This is a genomic window from Legionella sp. PATHC032 (genome assembly GCF_026191185.1).
Taxonomy (GTDB): domain Bacteria; phylum Pseudomonadota; class Gammaproteobacteria; order Legionellales; family Legionellaceae; genus Legionella.
Genome location: NZ_JAPHOV010000001.1, coordinates 3093959 through 3112386, shown reverse-complemented (window position 1 = coordinate 3112386; position 18428 = coordinate 3093959). Strand labels below are relative to the sequence as shown.

The following is an 18428-nucleotide window of genomic DNA, read 5'->3' as shown; positions in this document are numbered from 1 at the left end:
AATAATTCTGAAAAAAAACATAGATAAAGCTACACATCTGAGTGAAGTTTCGGTATATTCGACTGCTGCTCATTATTTGTTGTTTACTGATAGCCTGGAAATAATAGAAAGGATTTTGTCCGCCTATACTAGAATTGTTGGAGGGAGTGTGAGACAAAAGATAGTTGCTGGTAACTGGAAAATGAATGGCCAGATTCAACAGGTGACTGAACTGGTTTCGCAAATTGATGAATTAATAAGCTTTGATTGCGCAGCACAGGTTGTTGTAATGCCACCCAGCATTTATATACCCAAGGTGAAAGAGTGCTTAAGCAAGGGGAAAATTATAGTAGGCGCACAAAATGTCTATCCGAAAGATTATGGAGCTTTCACCGGTGAGCTGTCAGCCCCCATGCTTAAAGATTTTGATTGCCGATATGTTCTGGTGGGACACTCTGAGCGCAGGCAATTTTTTCACGAAGATGAAAATTTTGTGGCGCAAAAATTCCACCATGTCAAAGATCATGGTATGATACCTGTTCTTTGTGTTGGTGAAACTCTTTCTGAAAGAGAGAATGGGATAACAGAGCAGGTTATTGCTCAACAGTTGCTTGCAGTGGGTACAAAAGGGAAAGATTGTTTTCGTAATTGCGTAGTGGCTTATGAGCCTGTATGGGCAATAGGAACAGGAAAAACTGCAACACCTGAACAGGCACAAAAAGTACACCAGTTTATTAGAGAACTGGTTAGAGAAATAAATGATAGTGATGCTAAACACTTGACGCTCATATATGGTGGTAGTGTTAATGAAAATAATGCAAAAGCATTGTTTTCCATGCCAGATATTGATGGAGGGTTAGTGGGTGGAGCATCGTTGAATGCAAAACAATTTGTGGAAATTGTGAAATGTATCAATTGATATTAATGATTCATGTCTTAATTGCTGTAATTTTAATTGGCTTGGTTCTTATCCAACACGGTAAGGGCGCTGATATAGGTGCTGCTTTTGGTTCTGGCGCATCGAACACGTTATTTGGAAGTCAAGGTACTGGTGGCTTCTTGTTTAAGTTAACTGGTGGTCTGGCAATGACATTTTTTATTACCAGTTTGATGCTGTCTTATATGGTTTCTACGCAGCACCAAAAAGCAGGACAGTTAGCTATTCCTCAACAAACTGGTGCTCCAGTCAGTTCAGTCCCAGTACCAGTTGAAAAAAATAATAAGAAGTAACTAAAAAGGTGTAGTGTCTTTAGGGCTGTTGTCTTTTGTGATGAACTCAGGATAACAAAAATAAAAATAAGCCGAAGTGGTGAAATTGGTAGACACGCCGTCTTGAGGGGGCGGTGGCGAAAGCCGTGCCGGTTCGAGTCCGGCCTTCGGCACCATTTTAAATCGAGCAAGGTGAACTGATGCTATCTCAATATCTACCCGTTCTCGTTTTTATAATTGTTGCCTTGATTTTAGGCGCAGTAATGATAGGGGCTGGTTCTTTGCTTTCCAAGCATAATCCAGACAGTGCCAAAAACTCTCCTTATGAGTGTGGTTTTGGCGCCTTTGAAAGCTCCCATATTCCATTTGATGTACGGTTTTATCTGGTGGCTATTTTATTTATTATTTTTGATCTGGAAACAGCATTCTTTTTCCCTTGGGCCTTGGCATTACGTAAAATAGGATGGTTCGGCTTTTATGCTATGATGTTATTTCTTGGATTGTTGGTTATAGGTTTTATCTATGAATGGAAAAGAGGCGCCTTGGAGTGGGAATAAGGTTCTTTCATTCTTTTAAAATATTTGATTTAATCTTTCGTTTTAGCAATGACTATGGGAAGCAAAGGACGTTTGGCAAATCATTAGAGAGCTTTTTGCTTTTTGAGGAACACAGTGGATTTTAAGTTGGTTTGTAAATCTTGGTCGTTTTTTGCCAAAATAATAGCTGAGATTATATTTTAAGCTATTGTAATAATGGTTATGTAAAAACTGGATTATTAATTATTTAACTGCTTAGAGGCGAACTATGGCGGTTGCAGAACTAGAAAAAAAAGGTTTTGAGTTGACTACGGTCGAAAAGTTGGTTGGCTGGGCACGCAGTGGCTCCATGTGGCCAATGACATTTGGCTTAGCTTGCTGTGCCGTGGAAATGATGCACGTGGGGGCAGCTCGCTATGATTTGGACAGGTTTGGTATTATTTTCCGTCCCAGTCCACGCCAGTCAGATGTCATGATTGTAGCAGGGACTTTATGTAACAAAATGGCTCCGGCTCTCAGAAAAGTTTATGATCAGATGCCAGAACCACGCTGGGTTATTTCTATGGGGTCTTGTGCCAATGGTGGGGGATATTATCATTATTCCTATTCAGTGGTTCGTGGTTGCGATCGCATTGTGCCAGTCGATGTCTATGTTCCTGGCTGTCCACCAACAGCAGAAGCATTGTTATACGGTATTATTCAACTACAGAATAAAATCAGGCGGAAACCTGTTTTAGAGGCATAAGCTCATCAAGGGTGCAGATTAGATGACAAAAAATGAGTATTTGATTGAAAAGCTACAAGCTGATTTAGCAAATCATATCACCGAGTTGACCTCCGCACATGGTGAAGTAACCATTGAGTGTGAGGTGCAAAATATCCTGCCTGTCATGATTGAGTTGAGAGACAGAGAGGAATTTTCTTTCGATCAGTTGATTGATCTATGTGGTGTAGATTATTTGCATTATGGTGATTATGATTGGGAAACAGAGTCTGCGACAGAGCATGGATTTTCACGAGGTGTTGAGCGTCAGGAAGCCAAAGCTTATGCTGTAAATAAACCACGATTCGCCGTGGTCTATCATTTATTATCAACCAAAAAGAATCATCGTCTACGAGTCAAATTATTTATAGAAGAATCTCATTTAATTGTTCCATCAGTACATCATTTATGGAAGTCTGCTAACTGGTTTGAACGGGAAGCTTATGATTTATATGGAATTTTATTTGATGGTCATCCTGATTTAAGGCGATTACTGACGGATTATGGTTTTATAGGCCATCCTTTCCGTAAGGATTTTCCACTCAGTGGTGAGGTGGAAATGAGATATGATGCAAAACTGCAAAAGGTAATCTATGCCCCTGTAGACATTGTGCCAAGAATTGTAGTTCCAAAGGTTATTCGTAATGATAACCGCTACATAGGTAATGAAGGTAGCAAAAATGATTGAACTTAAAAATTATACCTTGAATTTTGGCCCACAACATCCTGCTGCACATGGTGTTTTAAGATTGGTTCTTGAGTTAGAGGGTGAAACCATTGTTCGTGCCGATCCACATATTGGATTGCTTCATCGTGCAACAGAAAAACTAGCTGAAACCAAGCCTTACATTCAAAGCATTGGATACATGGACCGATTAGATTACGTCTCAATGATGTGTAACGAACATGCTTATGTCATGGCGATTGAGAAGTTATTGGGTATAGAACCACCTTTGCGAGCCAAGTACATACGAACTATGTTTGATGAGGTGACTCGAATTCTGAACCATCTCTTGTGGTTAGGGGCTACTGCATTGGATATTGGCGCAATGACAGTGTTTCTTTATTGCTTCAGAGAGCGGGAAGATTTGTTTGATTGCTATGAAGCAGTTTCAGGAGCACGTATGCATGCTACTTACTACAGGCCAGGGGGAGTAGCAAGGGATCTGCCAGATACTATGCCGCAATACAAACCCTCAAGATGGCATAGCGAAAGAGAGACTGAAAAAAAGAATCACAATCGTCAGGGTAGCCTTTTGGATTTTCTTTGGGACTTTACTGAGCGATTTCCCCGATGTGTGGATGAATACGAAACATTGTTAACCGATAATCGTATATGGAAGCAACGTACTGTAGATATTGGTGTCGTTTCACCAGAAAACGCGCTTCAATGGGGATTTACCGGACCAATGCTAAGAGGTTCCGGTATTGCCTGGGATTTACGCAAGAAACAGAGCTATGCTGCTTACGATAAGGTTGAATTTGATATTCCTGTTGGCAAGACAGGGGATTGCTATGATCGGTACCTGGTAAGAGTCGAGGAGTTGAGACAATCCAATCGAATCATAAGGCAATGTATTGAATGGTTACGAAAACATCCTGGTCCAGTAAAAGTCGATGATTACAAAGTAACGCCCCCACGCAGAGTGGTAATGAAACATGACATGGAGGCATTGATTCATCACTTTAAATTATTTACCGAAGGCTTTTGTTTGCCACGTGGTGAGGTTTATTCCGCTGTTGAAGCACCTAAAGGCGAGTTTGGTATCTATATGGTCTCAGATGGAGCTAACAAGCCTTACCGTCTGAAAATAAGAGCTCCAGGCTTTGCCCATTTATCAAGCTTTGATGATATGGTTAGAGGTCACATGTTAGCTGATGGAGTGGCTATATTAGCAAGCCAAGATATAGTGTTTGGAGAGATAGACCGTTAATTTAACGACATGTTTGCTTAAAGTGTGTTAAGAGATAATAAACGATATAAAGGTTTCGAAATGTCTGCTAATTCAGCAAAAATATTAAATCAATTGATGCCGGCAAAGCGTATGAGTGATATTGATCATTGGATATCAAAATATCCTAAAGATCAAAAGCAATCCGCAGTCATGAGTGCTCTTCGAATAGTGCAAGAAGAACATGGTCATTTAACAACGGAATTAATGAATGCAGTAGCTGAATATCTTGATATGCCACCTATCGCAGTTTATGAAGTAGCAAGCTTTTATACAATGTATGAACACAAGCCAGTGGGAAGACATTTAATTAATGTTTGTACCAATATCTCTTGCATGCTGAGAGATTCAGCTGGCGTTGTTGAACATTTAGAAAAGAAATTGGGTGTTAAGCTAGGTGGAACAACAGAAGATGGTCGATTTACTTTAAGATCAGTTGAATGCTTAGGTGCCTGTGTGAATGCGCCAATGATGCAAGTTGATAAAGATTATCACGAAAATTTGACTGCTGAATCTATAGATAAAGTATTGGAACAGTACCAATAGAAAATAAAGGTGTTTGCCATGGTTGAACTAAATCAAGTTTGTTACCGAACATTTCATTTACCAGAGCCCTGGTCGCTATCAACCTATGAAAGTATTGGTGGCTATAGCGCATGGCGAAAAATTTTAAAAGAGCAAACATCACCTCAATTTATAATTGAAGAGTTGAAAACCTCAGCTTTGCGTGGACGAGGCGGTGCTGGATTCCCAACCGGCTTAAAATGGAGTTTTATGAATAGAAACTCCCCTGTTCAAAAATACGTAGTATGTAATTCTGATGAAGGTGAACCGGGTACTTGCAAGGATAGAGAGATTCTTACTTTAAATCCTCACCAATTAATTGAAGGGATGGCCATAGCTGGATATGTTATGGGTGCCACTGTTGGTTACAACTACATAAGAGGAGAATTCTGGCTGCCTTTTGAGCGTACTGAGGCTGCATTAAAAGAAGCATACGATGCTGGATTACTAGGTAAGAATATATTAGGCTCAGGCGTTGATTTTGATTTATATAATCATTTGGGAGCGGGCGCTTATATTTGCGGTGAAGAAACGGCATTGCTCAACTCGATTGAAGGAAAAAAGGGAATGCCTCGTTTTAAACCACCATTTCCTGCAAATTATGGATTATATGGTAAACCTACAACCATAAATAACACGGAGACATTTGCATCTGTTCCGGTAATTATGGAAAAAGGCGGAGAATGGTTTTTAAAATTGGGTAAGCCTAATAATGGCGGTGCGAAGTGCTTTAGTGTTAGCGGCCATGTTAACAAACCTGGTAATTATGAAATACCCTTGGGCACACCATTCAAAACACTGCTTGATCTGGCTGGTGGCGTCATTAAAGGACGAAAAATCAAAGCTGTAATTCCTGGTGGTTCCTCTATGCCAGTGCTTCCTGGTGACGTCATGCTGAGCCTGGATATGGATTATGACAGCATACAGAAAGCTGGTTCAGGCCTGGGCTCAGGTGCAGTTATTATCATGGATGAAACCACTTGCATGGTGGACGCCTTGTATCGTATTTCTGAGTTCTATATGGATGAATCTTGTGGACAATGTACGCCTTGTCGTGAAGGTACAGGCTGGTTAGTCAGGTTATTACACAGAATTATAAACGGTCATGGCGAGCCGGGAGACGTGGAGAAGTTAGTGAATGTGGCGAATAACATAGAGGGAAGGACCATTTGTGCGTTAGGCGAGGCAGCAGCTTGGCCAGTACAAAGCTTTGTTAAACATTTTTATGATGAATTTGAATATTTCATAAAGCATAAACGCTCGATCGTCGCAGCATAATTAAGAAGGTTAGACCATGGCTACTATTGAAATCGACGGCAAAACATTTGAAGCAGAAAACGGTAAAATGATTATAGAGGTTGCAGATGAGGCTGGTATCTATATTCCACGTTTTTGTTATCACAAAAAATTATCTGTGGCAGCTAATTGCCGTATGTGTTTGGTCGAAGTGGAAAATGGGAGGAAACCGGTTCCTGCTTGCGCTACACCTATAACGAATGGGATGAAAGTATTTACAAAATCAGAGCAGGCTATACACTCACAAAAGGTAGTGATGGAATTCCTCTTGATAAATCACCCTTTGGATTGCCCTATTTGTGATCAGGGTGGAGAATGTGAGCTTCAAGATATTTCTATGGGATTTGGAGCTGATAAATCCGAGTACACAGAAACCAAACGTGCAGTAGATGATGAGAATTTAGGCACTTTAATTTCTACAGAAATGACGCGTTGTATCCATTGCACCCGCTGTGTACGCTTTGGCGAGGAAATTGCAGGGGTAAGAGAGCTGGGAGCTACTGGTCGTGGCGAAAAAACGCAGATTGGTACTTATGTAGAACACAGCATGACATCGGAAGTTTCAGGGAATATCATAGACTTGTGCCCCGTTGGCGCTTTGACTTCGAAGCCTTATCGGTTTAAAGCCCGGGCATGGGAATTGACACAACATGACAGCGTTGCGCCTCATGATTGCTTAGGTTCCAATGTTCATATTCACACAAGAAATAATAAATTAATGCGTGTAGTTCCCAGGGAAAATGAATCAATCAACGAAACCTGGCTTTCAGACAGAGACAGATTTAGTTATTTGGGGTTAAACGCAACTTCAAGGGCGAGCAAGCCACAAATCAAAAGAAATGGCCAATGGGAAGAAGTTGATTGGGAAACTGCGCTCAAGTTTACCGCGGAAGGAGTAAGCCGAGTTATCAAACAGCATGGACCAGAACAAGTGGCTGCTTTTGCGTCCAGCTCTTCTACCTTGGAAGAAATGTATTTACTACAAAAATTAATGAGAGAACTAGGGGTTCAAAATCTAGATCACAGGTTACAACAAATTGATTTTAGAGATCAGGCATTTTTACCTACTACACCAGTAAGTACTTTACCCTACGCTGAGATAGATCATCAGCATTCAATTGTATTAGTTGGATGCAATATTCATAGAGAAGTACCCTTGGCAGGAACACGAGTAAGAAAAGCTTTTCGCAATGGCGCAAAAATTTATGCCATCAATCCAATAGATTTTGATTATCATTTTGATTTGTCTGGACGAACCATCATTTCTCCTCTGGAAATGCCTATGCAATTAGCTAAATTAGCCTTAGCGCTTACAACCGATTTAGCATCGCTTCCAGAAGAAGTTCAAAAATTGTTAATAGGTTTGGAAGTAGATAAACAAACCAAACAAATTGCACAATCATTAAGAGAAGAAAAAGCCTGTTTGATAACAGGAGCAATAGTTGAAAATCATCCAGAAGCCTCATTATTGCGTACTTTGGTTGCAGTTATTCAAAGGCTGAGCGGAGCTAAATTAGTCAGGTTAACGACCGGAGCAAACAGCGCGGGCGCATGTATTGCAGGAATGCTGCCACATAGAACAGTTGCTGGGAAATCAGTTGCAGAGCCTGGCTTCAATGTACAAGAAGCATTAAATTCAAAATTAAAAGGTTATTTACTCATGGGTGTTGAACCAGGGTATGATTTTGCAAATCCAGCTGGGGCAAGACAATCAATGCTGGCTGCAGAATTTGTTGTCCTGTTATCAGCCTATGATAATGAATCCATGCATGATTATGCAGACGTCATTTTACCAGTCGCTGCTTATACTGAAACATCAGGAACCTACATAAACATCGATAATACCTGGCAAACAGTGAAAGGGGCTATGCCACCATTTGGTGAATCCCGACCAGCATGGAAGGTACTTCGTGTTTTGGGTAATTTGCTGCACTGTAAAAAATTTGATTATACTTCCACAGAGGACATCTTGGCTGAAGTCAAAGAAGCAGTATCGATGACAATGGAGCATGAATACGAACCTTATTATCCTGAATCATTGCCTGTCATTAATCAATCATTGGTAAGAGTTGGAGAATGGCCTCTTTATCGAATAGATGCTATTACTCGAAATGCAAAAGAGTTACAATTATGTGCCGCATCCGAATCTGCCTGCATAAGAATTCATCCGTCAACAGCAGATAGATTGAAATTAGAAGAAATTGCTACTGTATCTCAAGGAGATATTGAGATAACATTGCCGCTAAAACGTGATGAGCGCATTGCGGTTGATGTTGTGTGGGTAGCAAATGCAATGCCAGAAACAGTTGACCTGGGTCACTCGTTTGCTGCAATAACAATAAAGCGCTAGAAAGGTAAAAAAATGCTTCATACTATTGGCATATTAATTTGGATTATCATTAAAATTCTTGTGATAGTTGTCCCTTTACTGCTTTCCGTGGCCTATCTAACTTTTGCGGAGCGTAAAGTCATTGGCTATATTCAAGTCCGTATCGGACCGAACAGGGTCGGTTTAAAGGGTTTACTACAGCCATTTGCTGATCTACTGAAATTAATAACTAAAGAAATCATAGTTCCTACTCGCTCAAATAAATACCTTTTTGTTATTGCTCCACTTTTTGCTTTAGTTCCTTCTTTAGTCGGTTGGGCAGTAATTCCCTTTCAAGAAGGTATTGTCCTGGCAAATATTAACGCGGGTGTCTTATACTTGTTCGCCATGAGTTCGTTAGGTGTCTACGGTGTTCTTATTGCAGGATGGGCATCGAATTCCAAATATGCCATGTTTGGCGCGCTGCGTAGTACAGCTCAAACAGTCTCCTACGAAATCGCTATGGGATTTGCTCTTGTCGGGGTACTCTTGGCCGCCGGAAGCATGAACTTGACTGATATTGTTACTTCTCAAAAAGGTGGGATGCTGCATTGGTGGTTTATCCCCTTACTCCCCCTGTTCTTGGTTTTCTGGATCGCTGGCATTGCAGAAACTAACAGAGCTCCTTTTGACTTGGCAGAAGGTGAATCAGAAATTGTTGCTGGTTTTCATGTTGAATATTCTGGCATAGGGTTTGCGCTATTCTTTCTCTCTGAATACGCCAGCATGATCCTGATTTCAACAGTTTTGGCAATTCTATTCATGGGCGGATGGCTATCACCTTTTGAAGGCATTACGTTCCTTGATCAAATCTTTTTTGTAGTACCAGGATTTGTTTGGTTACTTCTAAAAATTAGTTTCTTCCTTTTTGTGTATTTGTGGGTGAGGGCTACTTTCCCCCGATATCGTTATGACCAGCTTATGCGTTTAGGCTGGAAGGTACTTATCCCTGTTACTATAGTTTGGTTAATAGTGACCTCCCTTATGGTGGTTGCTCATGTCAAGCCATGGTTTTGACGGTTAGAAGAGAAGCCGATGAAAAAAGTATATCATTATATAATTCACTATGTTCGTACCTACTTACTGATAGAATTACTAGCCGGTTTATGGCTGACAGTAAAGTATTTTTTCAGGAAAAAAATAACAATTCAGTTTCCTGAAGAACAAACGCCACTTTCTCCAAGATTCAGGGGGCTTTTGGCATTGCGTCGTTATCCCAATGGTGAAGAACGTTGCATTGCATGTAAATTATGCGAAGCTGTTTGCCCAGCATTGGCTATTACAATTGAATCAGAGCAAAGAGAAGATGGATCACGCCGTACTACCCGGTATGATATTGATATGTTTAAATGCATTAATTGTGGATTATGCGAAGAATCCTGCCCTGTTGATTCGATCGTTGTGACTCCAATTCATCACTACCATATCAGCGAACGTGGTCAAAATATTATGACAAAAGAGAAACTTTTGGCAGTGGGCGATTTGATGGAAACACAACTCGCAGCAGACAGAGCTGCTGATGAAAAATACCGTTGATGGGGTGATTTATGCATGAATGGATAATCCAAGCAATTTTTTACATCTTTGCATTATTGACCGTATTATCGGCATTAATGGTAATAAGCCAAAACAATCCGGTTCGTTGTGTTTTGTTTTTAGTACTCACTTTTTTTACCAGCGCGGTTTTATGGATTTTGGCTGAGGCTGAATTTTTAGCATTAATCCTTATCCTGGTATATGTCGGCGCTGTTATGACTTTGTTTCTGTTTGTCGTCATGATGCTAAATATCGACATTGAAAGCATGAAAAGTCATTTAATTAAATATCTACCGTTTGGCTTAATCATAGTTGCTTTATTGACTGGGTTATTAATGGTAGCTATTCCTAAAGATTTATTTAAAAACAGTGTGCAAATTCAAGAAAAGCCTATGAGTGTTAACTCACAATTAATGGATTTATCCACTCAAGACGAACTGGTTCCACCTGAAAATGTTACATCGAACACAGAAAAATTAGGAATGGTTCTATATACGGATTATTTCCTTGCCTTTGAAATAGCTGCGGTCATTTTACTGGTAGCCATAGTGTCTGCGATTACCTTGGTACATAGAGGTGCTGTCAGGTCAAAACGACAAGATATCACTCAGCAAATTATGACTCGAAGGGCAGAACGAGTGAAATTGATCAGTATGAAACCAGAGAAATAGTTATTGGGGAATTCTTTATGATACCTGTTTATGATTATTTAGTATTAGGGGTGATTTTATTCGGCTTGAGCCTTGTTGGTATTATGCTCAATCGTAAAAATATTATTTTATTACTTGTTTGTGTTGAGTTGATGTTATTGGCAGTGAATACAAATTTTATTGCATTTTCTCATTATTACAATGAAGTAGGTGGACAGGTATTTGTCTTTTTCATTTTAACTGTAGCTGCTGCAGAAGCAGCAATAGGTTTGGCCATAGTAATGTTGCTTTATAGAAATAGAGGCAATATTGATGTTGATAAAATGAATCATTTAAAAGGTTAAAATCGTGAGTATTCAACAAGTCTGCTTAGTAATCGTTTTGACTCCTCTCGTTGGTTCTGCTATAGCAGGATTTTTTAGAAACCAGATTGGTCGGGTCGGAGCTCATACAGTAACTATTTTAGGCGTAGCCATTTCCTTAATATGTTCAATTTTTCTTGCATGGGGTCTGTTTTCTGGTTCAATCCCAAATACAAATAGCCTTGTTTATCACTGGGCCAGTGGGGGAGCATTAATTCCCTACGAATTTAATATTGGCTTTTTAATAGACCCCTTAAGTGTGGTCATGTTGGTTATAGTTAATTTTGTTTCTTTGCTAGTTCATGTATACAGTATTGGCTACATGGCTGATGATGATGGATATCAACGATTTTTTAGTTATATCTCTTTATTTACCTTTATGATGCTCATGCTAGTTAGTGCAAACAACTTTCTGCAATTATTTTTTGGATGGGAAGGGGTTGGGCTTGTTTCCTATTTATTAATCGGATTTTGGTATCAAAAGGAATCTGCAATAGAGGGCAGCCTGAAAGCATTTCTTGTAAACCGTGTTGGAGATTTTGGATTTGTATTAGGAATAGGTTTAATTTTTGCTTATGCTGGAAGTCTTGATTATGAAAAGGTGTTTAGCAGTGCAAATTATTTGGCAAGCCAGAATATAGAGTTATTCAGTGGTTACTCCTGGTCATTGATTACAGTTATTTGTCTGCTGCTTTTCGTTGGCGCTATGGGTAAATCTGCACAAATACCACTCCACGTTTGGTTACCTGAGTCCATGGAGGGTCCAACGCCTATTTCAGCGCTAATCCATGCAGCAACAATGGTGACCGCAGGTGTCTTCATGATTGCTCGTATTTCTCCTTTAATTGAATTGTCTACAACAGCACTTAGCACAGTATTAGTAATCGGGGCAACAGGAGCATTGTTTACTGGAATATTGGCTTTAGTTATGAACGACATAAAACGTGTGGTAGCTTATTCCACTTTGTCACAGCTAGGCTATATGATGGTGGCAATGGGTGCCTCTGCCTATAGTGCTGGTATGTTTCATTTATTGACTCATGCTTGCTTTAAAGCTCTACTGTTTCTTGGTGCTGGTTCAGTCATTATTGGTATGCATCACGAACAGGATATGCGGAAAATGGGCGGATTATGGAATAAAATGCCGATTACCTATGTAACCTTTGTCATAGGTAGTTTGGCATTATGTGCTTTCCCTCCTTTTGCTGGCTTTTATTCGAAAGATACAATTATTGAAGCGGCACAGCTTTCCCAGATACCTGGCAGCAGTTATGCTTATTTTTGTGTAACAGCAGGTGCTATGGTTACAGCACTATATACCTTTCGGTCCTTGTTCATGACATTTCATGGCAAGCCACGCATGGATGAACATACTTTAAGCCATCTTCATGAATCTCCATGGGTAGTATGGTTACCATTAGTATTACTGGCTATCCCATCCATAATTTTAGGTTATGTGCTTTACATGCCCATTCTATTTGATACACCAAACCTCTTAAGCTCATCAATTTTTGTTTTACCTGAGCATAATGTATTAGCAGAACTTGCTCATGAAGTGAGTTCACCATTTGCAAGTGCAGTTCACGCGATTTATTCCTTTCCATTTTGGATTACTGTACTTGGAGCAGTTATTGCTTGGGTTTGCTATATTGCCGTCCCATCTATTCCTGGCTATTTAGCTAGATATTTTTCAATCATTTATTCCATTTTACTCAATAAATATGGGTTTGATCGCTTTAATGAGCTGTTTTTTGTGAAAGGAGCCAGGGGGTTAGGTATTGCTTTTTACAAGATTGGTGATCAGAAATTAATCGATGGTGCAGTAGTCAATGGTAGTGGACGCTTGGTTCGCTGGTTCTCTGGAAAAGGGCGAAAGATACAAACTGGGTACATCTATCATTATGCGACAGTAATGGTGTTTGGATTACTGGCCTTTTTATGCTGGTTAATCCTGGACTGAAGATAAGGTGAAGGTATGCATTATTTGCTCAATTTATTAATTTGGTTACCGATATTAGGTGGCGTTTTTGTTTTACTGACTGGAGATGATAAAAATCCGAATGTATCGCGTTATTTAACATTATTCACCATACTTCTATGTTTAGTGTTCTGCATACCTTTAATTAAAGGATTTGATCCGCAATCTTTTGGCATGCAGTTTATAGAGGAAATTCCCTGGATGCCGGCACTGGGTATTAATTATGCTCTTGGTATTGATGGGTTATCTTTACTTTTAATTGTTTTGACAATTTTTACTAATTTAATAGTGATTTTAGCTACGTGGGATAGCATTAGCAAAAGGGTTTCCCAATATTTATCAGCGTTTTTAATTATGCAAGGGCTTCTGGTCGGTGTATTTTCTGCTATGGATGCCATAGTATTTTATATTTTCTGGGAAGCGACCTTGATTCCAATGTATCTGATTATAGGTATCTGGGGTTCTGATAATAGAGTTTATGCGGCAATCAAATTTTTCTTATATACTTTTTTAGGGTCGGTTCTCATGCTGGCTAGTTTCTTATACATGGGCTACATTGCAGGTTCATTTAAGATCGAAACCTTTTATGCCATCAAATTAGGCATGACTGCACAGACTTTGATTTTTATTGCTTTTTTCTTAGGTTTTGCAATAAAAATACCAATGTTTCCGGTTCATACCTGGTTGCCGGATGCGCATACTGAAGCTCCTGCTGGTGGTTCAGTTGTTTTAGCAGCAATTTTGTTAAAACTCGGTGCTTATGGATTTATCCGTTTTTCTCTGCCAATAGTCCCTGATGCTTGCAGTAAATATGCTCCTTTGATGGTTGCCTTATCTTTGATCGCAGTAGTTTACATCGGACTAATTGCTATTATTCAGAAGGATATGAAAAAATTGATTGCCTATTCTTCAATTTCACACATGGGGTTTGTAACTCTGGGCTGTTTCGCTATATTTGCAATTGCTCGTCATGGAGGATTAAGCAATGCTGGATTAATTCTTGAAGGTGCAATTGTCGTCATGATATCGCATGCCTTTGTCTCAAGTGCAATGTTTGCTGGTGTAGGCTTTATATATGATCGTATGCATACAAGACTACTCGCGGATTTTGGTGGAATAGTAAATACCATGCCCATATTCGCTTCTTTTTTTATGCTTTTTGCTATGGCGAATGCCGGCTTGCCAGGAACATCCGGATTTGTTGGTGAATTCATGGTGATATTAGGTAGTATAAAAGCTGGTTTTTGGGTTGCATTTTGGGCTGCAACCACATTGATTATTGGGGCAGCCTATACGCTATGGATGTATAAAAGAGTTATTTTTGGTCCCATAGCTAATAAAAAGGTTGCTGCCTTAAAAGATATATCAGGCTTTGAATTAAGTGCTTATGTATTACTTGCAATAATGGTCATTGCTCTAGGAGTGTATCCAAAACCCATGTTAGAGTTTGTGCATCAAACTGTAAGTCATACTTTAGCATTAGCTGATAAATCTAAACTCTAACAAAGAACTACGATAGTCTTAAATTGCAATCGAGTTCCTTAGCAAGGTTAAATATGATGACATTACTAGAAAATATCCATGTAGCAATACCAGAAATGATAATTTTAATAACTGCGTGCTTGGCGTTGCTTTCTGATTTGTTCTTTCGTCATAAATTAAAATCAATTGCATTTTACATATCTTGTATTGGAATTATAGTATCAGCAGCAGTAAGCTTCTTCTTTATAGGAAGCTATAAAATACTCATACTTAACAAATTATTTATAAGTGATGATATAAGTCATTTAATGAAACTGTTTATTGATATCACGGTATTGTTAAGTTTTATCTATTCCCAAAACTATCTGGATGAACGGCAAATGCCTACAGGTGATTATTATGTTCTAGGGTTATTTTCAACGCTAGGTATGATGACTCTTGTTTCAGCACACTCTCTGTTGTCTCTTTATCTAGGTTTGGAGTTAATGTCATTGCCTCTATATGCAATGACCGCCATCCGCCGAACTGATAGTGATGCATCCGAAGCTGCAATGAAATATTTTGTTATGGGTGCTATTGCTTCTGGTATGCTATTGTATGGAATATCCTTGGTTTATGGCGCAACAGGAAAACTTGATTTGTTAGATGTTGCTAATGCGGTTGCTGTAAATTGGCAGCAACAAAATACTCTTTTTGCTTTTGCAATGGTATTTATACTCGCAGGTGTGGGATTTAAACTAGCCGCAGTTCCATTTCATATGTGGGCTCCAGACGTATATCAAGGGGCACCAAGCTCTGTAACACTATTTATTAGTACAGCACCTAAGATTGCAGCATTGGGTATGGCACTGCGATTTCTGACTATTGGATTAGTCGATATCACTATTCAATGGCAGCAAATTATTTTAGCAATGGCTCTCCTTTCTACCGGTATAGGTAATTTATTAGCTGTTATTCAAACCAAAATTAAACGCTTGCTAGCTTATTCTGCAATTTCTCATATAGGATATGCTTTATTTGGGGTTTTAGCTGCCAGTTCTGCTGGTTATGCAGCAGCTCTATATTATATTTTGATCTATGCTGTTATGTCAGCAGCTGGTTTTGGTTTAGTTGTATTGATGTCAAATCATGGAATGGAAATTGATAGTATTGACGATTTAAAGGGCTTGAATAAAAGAAACCCATGGCTGGCTTTTATGATGTTATTAGTCATGTTTTCAATGGCTGGTGTGCCTCCAACCGTTGGCTTCTTTACAAAATTGTTGGTATTGAAGGCATTAGTAGATGCTCAAATGACTTGGTTAGCTGTAGTAGGGTTGCTATTTACAGTGATAGGTGCCTATTATTATTTGCGAATCGTTAAAATTATGTATTTTGATCAACCAGAAAATGAAGATATAGTAAGGATTGGTACAGGCAATACCATAGTTTACTCGCTTAATTGCCTCTCTTTACTCTATTTGGGTATTTTCCCAGGCGCGTTAATTGCGGCATGCATTAATGCATTTGCAAATTAATTAATAAACTTTAACAAAAGTACTTGCTTAGGGCCCCAAGTATCAGTATACTTGCCCTCAGTTGACGCGGGGTGGAGCAGCCTGGTAGCTCGTCGGGCTCATAACCCGAAGGTCGTAGGTTCAAATCCTGCCCCCGCTACCAATTTTATAAAACCCCATTTTTGGGGTTTTTTATTATGTTGACTAGGATACTGTCTAAATCTAAGTCAGTTACCAGGCTTGGGCGAGTGCGCCCTTTTTTTGTTTATACATACTATGATAAATAATGACTTGATAGTGCTCTTAGAGCCTATAATCAAAAATATGGGTTATGAACTTTGGGGTTGTGAATACCTTTCCCAAGGGAAGCACTCATTATTAAGAATTTATATAGACAAACCAGATGGAATAGGAATCGATGACTGTCAGGAAGTGAGTAAACAAGTCAGTGCTATGCTTGATGTTGAAGACCCTATTCCAGGGCACTACAGTTTAGAAATATCATCTCCTGGGATACCCAGACCCTTGTTTAGCATTTGGCAATATCAGCGCTACATTGGTTACGAAATTCACGTAAAAACTTTTAAGCCAGTAAATGGGAAACGAAAATTATCAGGTATTATTGTTTCAGCATCAGAAGATACAATAGTATTGGATATTAATAATGAACATCAAGAAATACTTTTATCAAATATTGTGAAAGCAAATTTGACAGTCTAGAGAGGCGAACAATGAGCAAAGAATTGTTATTAGTTGCTGAGGCATTATCAAACGAAAGAGGCGTTAGTAAAGACGTCATTATACTTGCCATTCAGGCTGCACTGGAATCTGCAACTCGAAAGATTCTTGGTTTGGATATAGGTGTGCGTATCAAAATTGATTCTAAAACAGGTGACTATGAAACCTTTAGGTATTGGGATGTAGTGAATGAAGAAGAATTAGAATTCCCAGACCGTCAATTGTCCTTGGAGCAAGCAAAAGAACGAAATCCTTCGGCAGCTATTGGTGACCGAATTGAAGAAATTATTCCTTCCATAGAGTTTGGAAGAATTGAAGCTCAAACTGCGCGGCAAGTTATTATGCAAAAAGTGCGAGAAGCGGAACGTGAATTGATCATAGACCAGTTCCGTAGCAAACTTGGGCAGCTAATCTATGGAACTGTTAAAAAAGTAACTCGAGATAATGTAATTATTGATTTAGGTGGTAAAGCTGAAGCTTTCTTGCCTCGTTCTGAAATGTTGCCTCATGAAATGTTTCGTCCCAATGACAGAGTTCGAGCCTATCTGTATGAAATAACGCCACAGGCGAGAGGGCCACAATTGTTCGTAAGCAGAACTCGAAATGAAATGCTGATTGAATTGTTCCGTATTGAAGTTCCTGAAATTGGTGAAAATATAATAGATATCAAAGCTGCTGCGCGCGATCCAGGAAATAGAGCAAAAATTGCGGTTAAAACAAATGATGGGCGTATTGACCCTATCGGTGCTTGCGTTGGTATGCGTGGAGCAAGGGTACAAGCAGTTTCGAGCGAGTTAGGTGGTGAGCGTGTTGATATCATTTTATGGGATGATAATCCTGCCCAATTAGTCATAAATGCTATGGCTCCAGCTGATATCACATCTATCGTTGTGGATGAAGATACCCATACTATGGATTTAGCTGTAGCGAAAGAACAGTTATCGCAAGCAATTGGTCGAAATGGACAAAATGTTCGTTTGGCTAGCCAATTGACTGGTTGGACATTGAATGTCATGACAACGGAAGAATTTGAAAGCAAAAATCAAGAGGAATCGAGTAAAATAGTTAATCTGTTTACCAGTGCGCTAGAAATTGATGAGGAAATTGCGTCATTATTGGTAGCTCATGGATTTTCTTCTCTCGAAGAAGTAGCTTATGTTCCTAAGGAAGAGCTACTCGCTATTGAAGAGTTTGATGAAGAAATAGTTGAAGAGTTAAGAAACAGAGCAAATGACAAGTTGCTGGAGATGGCGCTTTCATCAGGTAAAAGCTTATCTGGGACTCCGGATGATTCGCTTATCAACATGGAAGGCATGACAGAGGATTTGGCAAATAAATTAGCAAGTAAAGGAATTACAACAATGGAAGATCTTGCAGAGCAATCTGTAGATGAATTAATAGAAATTGAAGGCATTACTGAAGAAAAAGCAGGTGCTTTAATTATGAAAGCAAGAGAACCATGGTTTCAATAAACTATGGCTATCGAAAATTGACCAATATAATGCTAGATGCATTTTAA

Annotated in this window: 18 protein-coding genes and 2 tRNA genes; all 20 read left to right on the top strand. The window is 39.2% G+C overall.

The annotated features are described in order from the left end of the window. Positions 1-148: 148 nt before the first annotated feature. Positions 149-898, top strand: coding sequence for a triose-phosphate isomerase (gene tpiA / locus OQJ02_RS13925; protein ID WP_265719577.1), 750 nt, complete (start codon positions 149-151; stop codon positions 896-898). Continuing rightward, the gene (gene secG / locus OQJ02_RS13920) at positions 886-1209 is read left to right on the top strand and encodes a preprotein translocase subunit SecG (RefSeq protein ID WP_061484601.1); all 324 of its coding nucleotides are present in this window, start codon (positions 886-888) and stop codon (positions 1207-1209) included. The genes tpiA and secG overlap by 13 nt, the downstream gene beginning before the upstream one ends. A 70-nt stretch (positions 1210-1279) precedes the next feature. Further along, positions 1280-1364, top strand: a tRNA-Leu gene (locus OQJ02_RS13915). A gap of 24 nt (positions 1365-1388) precedes the next feature. After that, the gene (locus OQJ02_RS13910) at positions 1389-1745 is read left to right on the top strand and encodes an NADH-quinone oxidoreductase subunit A (RefSeq protein ID WP_027222918.1); all 357 of its coding nucleotides are present in this window, start codon (positions 1389-1391) and stop codon (positions 1743-1745) included. Positions 1746-1992: 247 nt separating this feature from the next. Continuing rightward, positions 1993-2469, top strand: coding sequence for a NuoB/complex I 20 kDa subunit family protein (locus OQJ02_RS13905; protein WP_010948477.1), 477 nt, complete (start codon positions 1993-1995; stop codon positions 2467-2469). Between the two features lie 22 nt (positions 2470-2491). Further along, complete coding sequence (locus OQJ02_RS13900; protein WP_265719576.1) at positions 2492-3175, top strand: NADH-quinone oxidoreductase subunit C; 684 nt, start codon at positions 2492-2494, stop codon at positions 3173-3175. Beyond that, positions 3168-4421, top strand: coding sequence for an NADH-quinone oxidoreductase subunit D (locus tag OQJ02_RS13895; RefSeq protein WP_416209892.1), 1254 nt, complete (start codon positions 3168-3170; stop codon positions 4419-4421). The genes OQJ02_RS13900 and OQJ02_RS13895 overlap by 8 nt, the downstream gene beginning before the upstream one ends. 60 nt (positions 4422-4481) lie before the next feature. After that, positions 4482-4985, top strand: a complete 504-nt coding sequence (gene nuoE, locus OQJ02_RS13890; RefSeq protein WP_027222915.1) for an NADH-quinone oxidoreductase subunit NuoE — start codon at positions 4482-4484, stop codon at positions 4983-4985. Between the two features lie 18 nt (positions 4986-5003). After that, positions 5004-6281: an NADH-quinone oxidoreductase subunit NuoF gene (gene nuoF, locus OQJ02_RS13885; RefSeq protein WP_265719574.1), complete on the top strand. Its 1278-nt coding sequence runs from the start codon at positions 5004-5006 to the stop codon at positions 6279-6281. 16 nt (positions 6282-6297) lie between these two features. Further along, positions 6298-8649: an NADH-quinone oxidoreductase subunit NuoG gene (gene nuoG, locus OQJ02_RS13880; protein WP_265719573.1), complete on the top strand. Its 2352-nt coding sequence runs from the start codon at positions 6298-6300 to the stop codon at positions 8647-8649. Between the two features lie 12 nt (positions 8650-8661). Then, a complete protein-coding gene (gene nuoH, locus OQJ02_RS13875; protein ID WP_265719572.1) occupies positions 8662-9684 on the top strand; it encodes an NADH-quinone oxidoreductase subunit NuoH in 1023 nt (340 codons plus the stop codon). Between the two features lie 18 nt (positions 9685-9702). Further along, on the top strand, positions 9703-10203 hold the full coding sequence (gene nuoI / locus OQJ02_RS13870; protein WP_265719571.1) for an NADH-quinone oxidoreductase subunit NuoI: 501 nt from the start codon (positions 9703-9705) through the stop codon (positions 10201-10203). An 11-nt stretch (positions 10204-10214) separates the two neighbouring features. Next, positions 10215-10874: an NADH-quinone oxidoreductase subunit J gene (locus OQJ02_RS13865; RefSeq protein WP_265719570.1), complete on the top strand. Its 660-nt coding sequence runs from the start codon at positions 10215-10217 to the stop codon at positions 10872-10874. A gap of 17 nt (positions 10875-10891) precedes the next feature. Then, positions 10892-11197: an NADH-quinone oxidoreductase subunit NuoK gene (nuoK, locus tag OQJ02_RS13860; protein WP_010948468.1), complete on the top strand. Its 306-nt coding sequence runs from the start codon at positions 10892-10894 to the stop codon at positions 11195-11197. A 4-nt stretch (positions 11198-11201) separates the two neighbouring features. Beyond that, on the top strand, positions 11202-13175 hold the full coding sequence (nuoL, locus tag OQJ02_RS13855; protein ID WP_265719569.1) for an NADH-quinone oxidoreductase subunit L: 1974 nt from the start codon (positions 11202-11204) through the stop codon (positions 13173-13175). Positions 13176-13190: 15 nt separating this feature from the next. Further along, entirely contained in the window at positions 13191-14696 is a 1506-nt protein-coding gene (locus tag OQJ02_RS13850; RefSeq protein ID WP_265719568.1) for a complex I subunit 4 family protein, read from the top strand. 53 nt (positions 14697-14749) lie between these two features. Then, positions 14750-16192 (top strand): NADH-quinone oxidoreductase subunit NuoN, encoded by a 1443-nt coding sequence (nuoN, locus tag OQJ02_RS13845; RefSeq protein ID WP_265719567.1) that lies wholly within the window; start codon positions 14750-14752, stop codon positions 16190-16192. A 65-nt stretch (positions 16193-16257) separates the two neighbouring features. Continuing rightward, positions 16258-16334 (top strand) — tRNA-Met (locus OQJ02_RS13840). 113 nt (positions 16335-16447) lie between these two features. After that, positions 16448-16891: a ribosome maturation factor RimP gene (gene rimP / locus OQJ02_RS13835; RefSeq protein ID WP_265719566.1), complete on the top strand. Its 444-nt coding sequence runs from the start codon at positions 16448-16450 to the stop codon at positions 16889-16891. A gap of 11 nt (positions 16892-16902) precedes the next feature. Further along, the gene (gene nusA / locus OQJ02_RS13830) at positions 16903-18381 is read left to right on the top strand and encodes a transcription termination factor NusA (protein ID WP_265719565.1); all 1479 of its coding nucleotides are present in this window, start codon (positions 16903-16905) and stop codon (positions 18379-18381) included. Positions 18382-18428 lie beyond the last annotated feature (47 nt).

Coding starts and splice junctions, on each gene's coding strand:
- rimP (WP_265719566.1), top strand. CDS start 16,448: ATGATAAATAATGACTTGATAGTGCTCTTAGAGCCTATAATCAAAAAT.
- nuoG (WP_265719573.1), top strand. CDS start 6,298: ATGGCTACTATTGAAATCGACGGCAAAACATTTGAAGCAGAAAACGGT.
- nuoE (WP_027222915.1), top strand. CDS start 4,482: ATGTCTGCTAATTCAGCAAAAATATTAAATCAATTGATGCCGGCAAAG.
- nuoH (WP_265719572.1), top strand. CDS start 8,662: ATGCTTCATACTATTGGCATATTAATTTGGATTATCATTAAAATTCTT.
- OQJ02_RS13900 (WP_265719576.1), top strand. CDS start 2,492: ATGACAAAAAATGAGTATTTGATTGAAAAGCTACAAGCTGATTTAGCA.
- nuoF (WP_265719574.1), top strand. CDS start 5,004: ATGGTTGAACTAAATCAAGTTTGTTACCGAACATTTCATTTACCAGAG.
- nuoN (WP_265719567.1), top strand. CDS start 14,750: ATGATGACATTACTAGAAAATATCCATGTAGCAATACCAGAAATGATA.
- nuoI (WP_265719571.1), top strand. CDS start 9,703: ATGAAAAAAGTATATCATTATATAATTCACTATGTTCGTACCTACTTA.
- OQJ02_RS13895 (WP_416209892.1), top strand. CDS start 3,168: ATGATTGAACTTAAAAATTATACCTTGAATTTTGGCCCACAACATCCT.
- OQJ02_RS13905 (WP_010948477.1), top strand. CDS start 1,993: ATGGCGGTTGCAGAACTAGAAAAAAAAGGTTTTGAGTTGACTACGGTC.
- nuoK (WP_010948468.1), top strand. CDS start 10,892: ATGATACCTGTTTATGATTATTTAGTATTAGGGGTGATTTTATTCGGC.
- OQJ02_RS13910 (WP_027222918.1), top strand. CDS start 1,389: ATGCTATCTCAATATCTACCCGTTCTCGTTTTTATAATTGTTGCCTTG.
- nusA (WP_265719565.1), top strand. CDS start 16,903: ATGAGCAAAGAATTGTTATTAGTTGCTGAGGCATTATCAAACGAAAGA.
- OQJ02_RS13865 (WP_265719570.1), top strand. CDS start 10,215: ATGCATGAATGGATAATCCAAGCAATTTTTTACATCTTTGCATTATTG.
- OQJ02_RS13850 (WP_265719568.1), top strand. CDS start 13,191: ATGCATTATTTGCTCAATTTATTAATTTGGTTACCGATATTAGGTGGC.
- secG (WP_061484601.1), top strand. CDS start 886: ATGTATCAATTGATATTAATGATTCATGTCTTAATTGCTGTAATTTTA.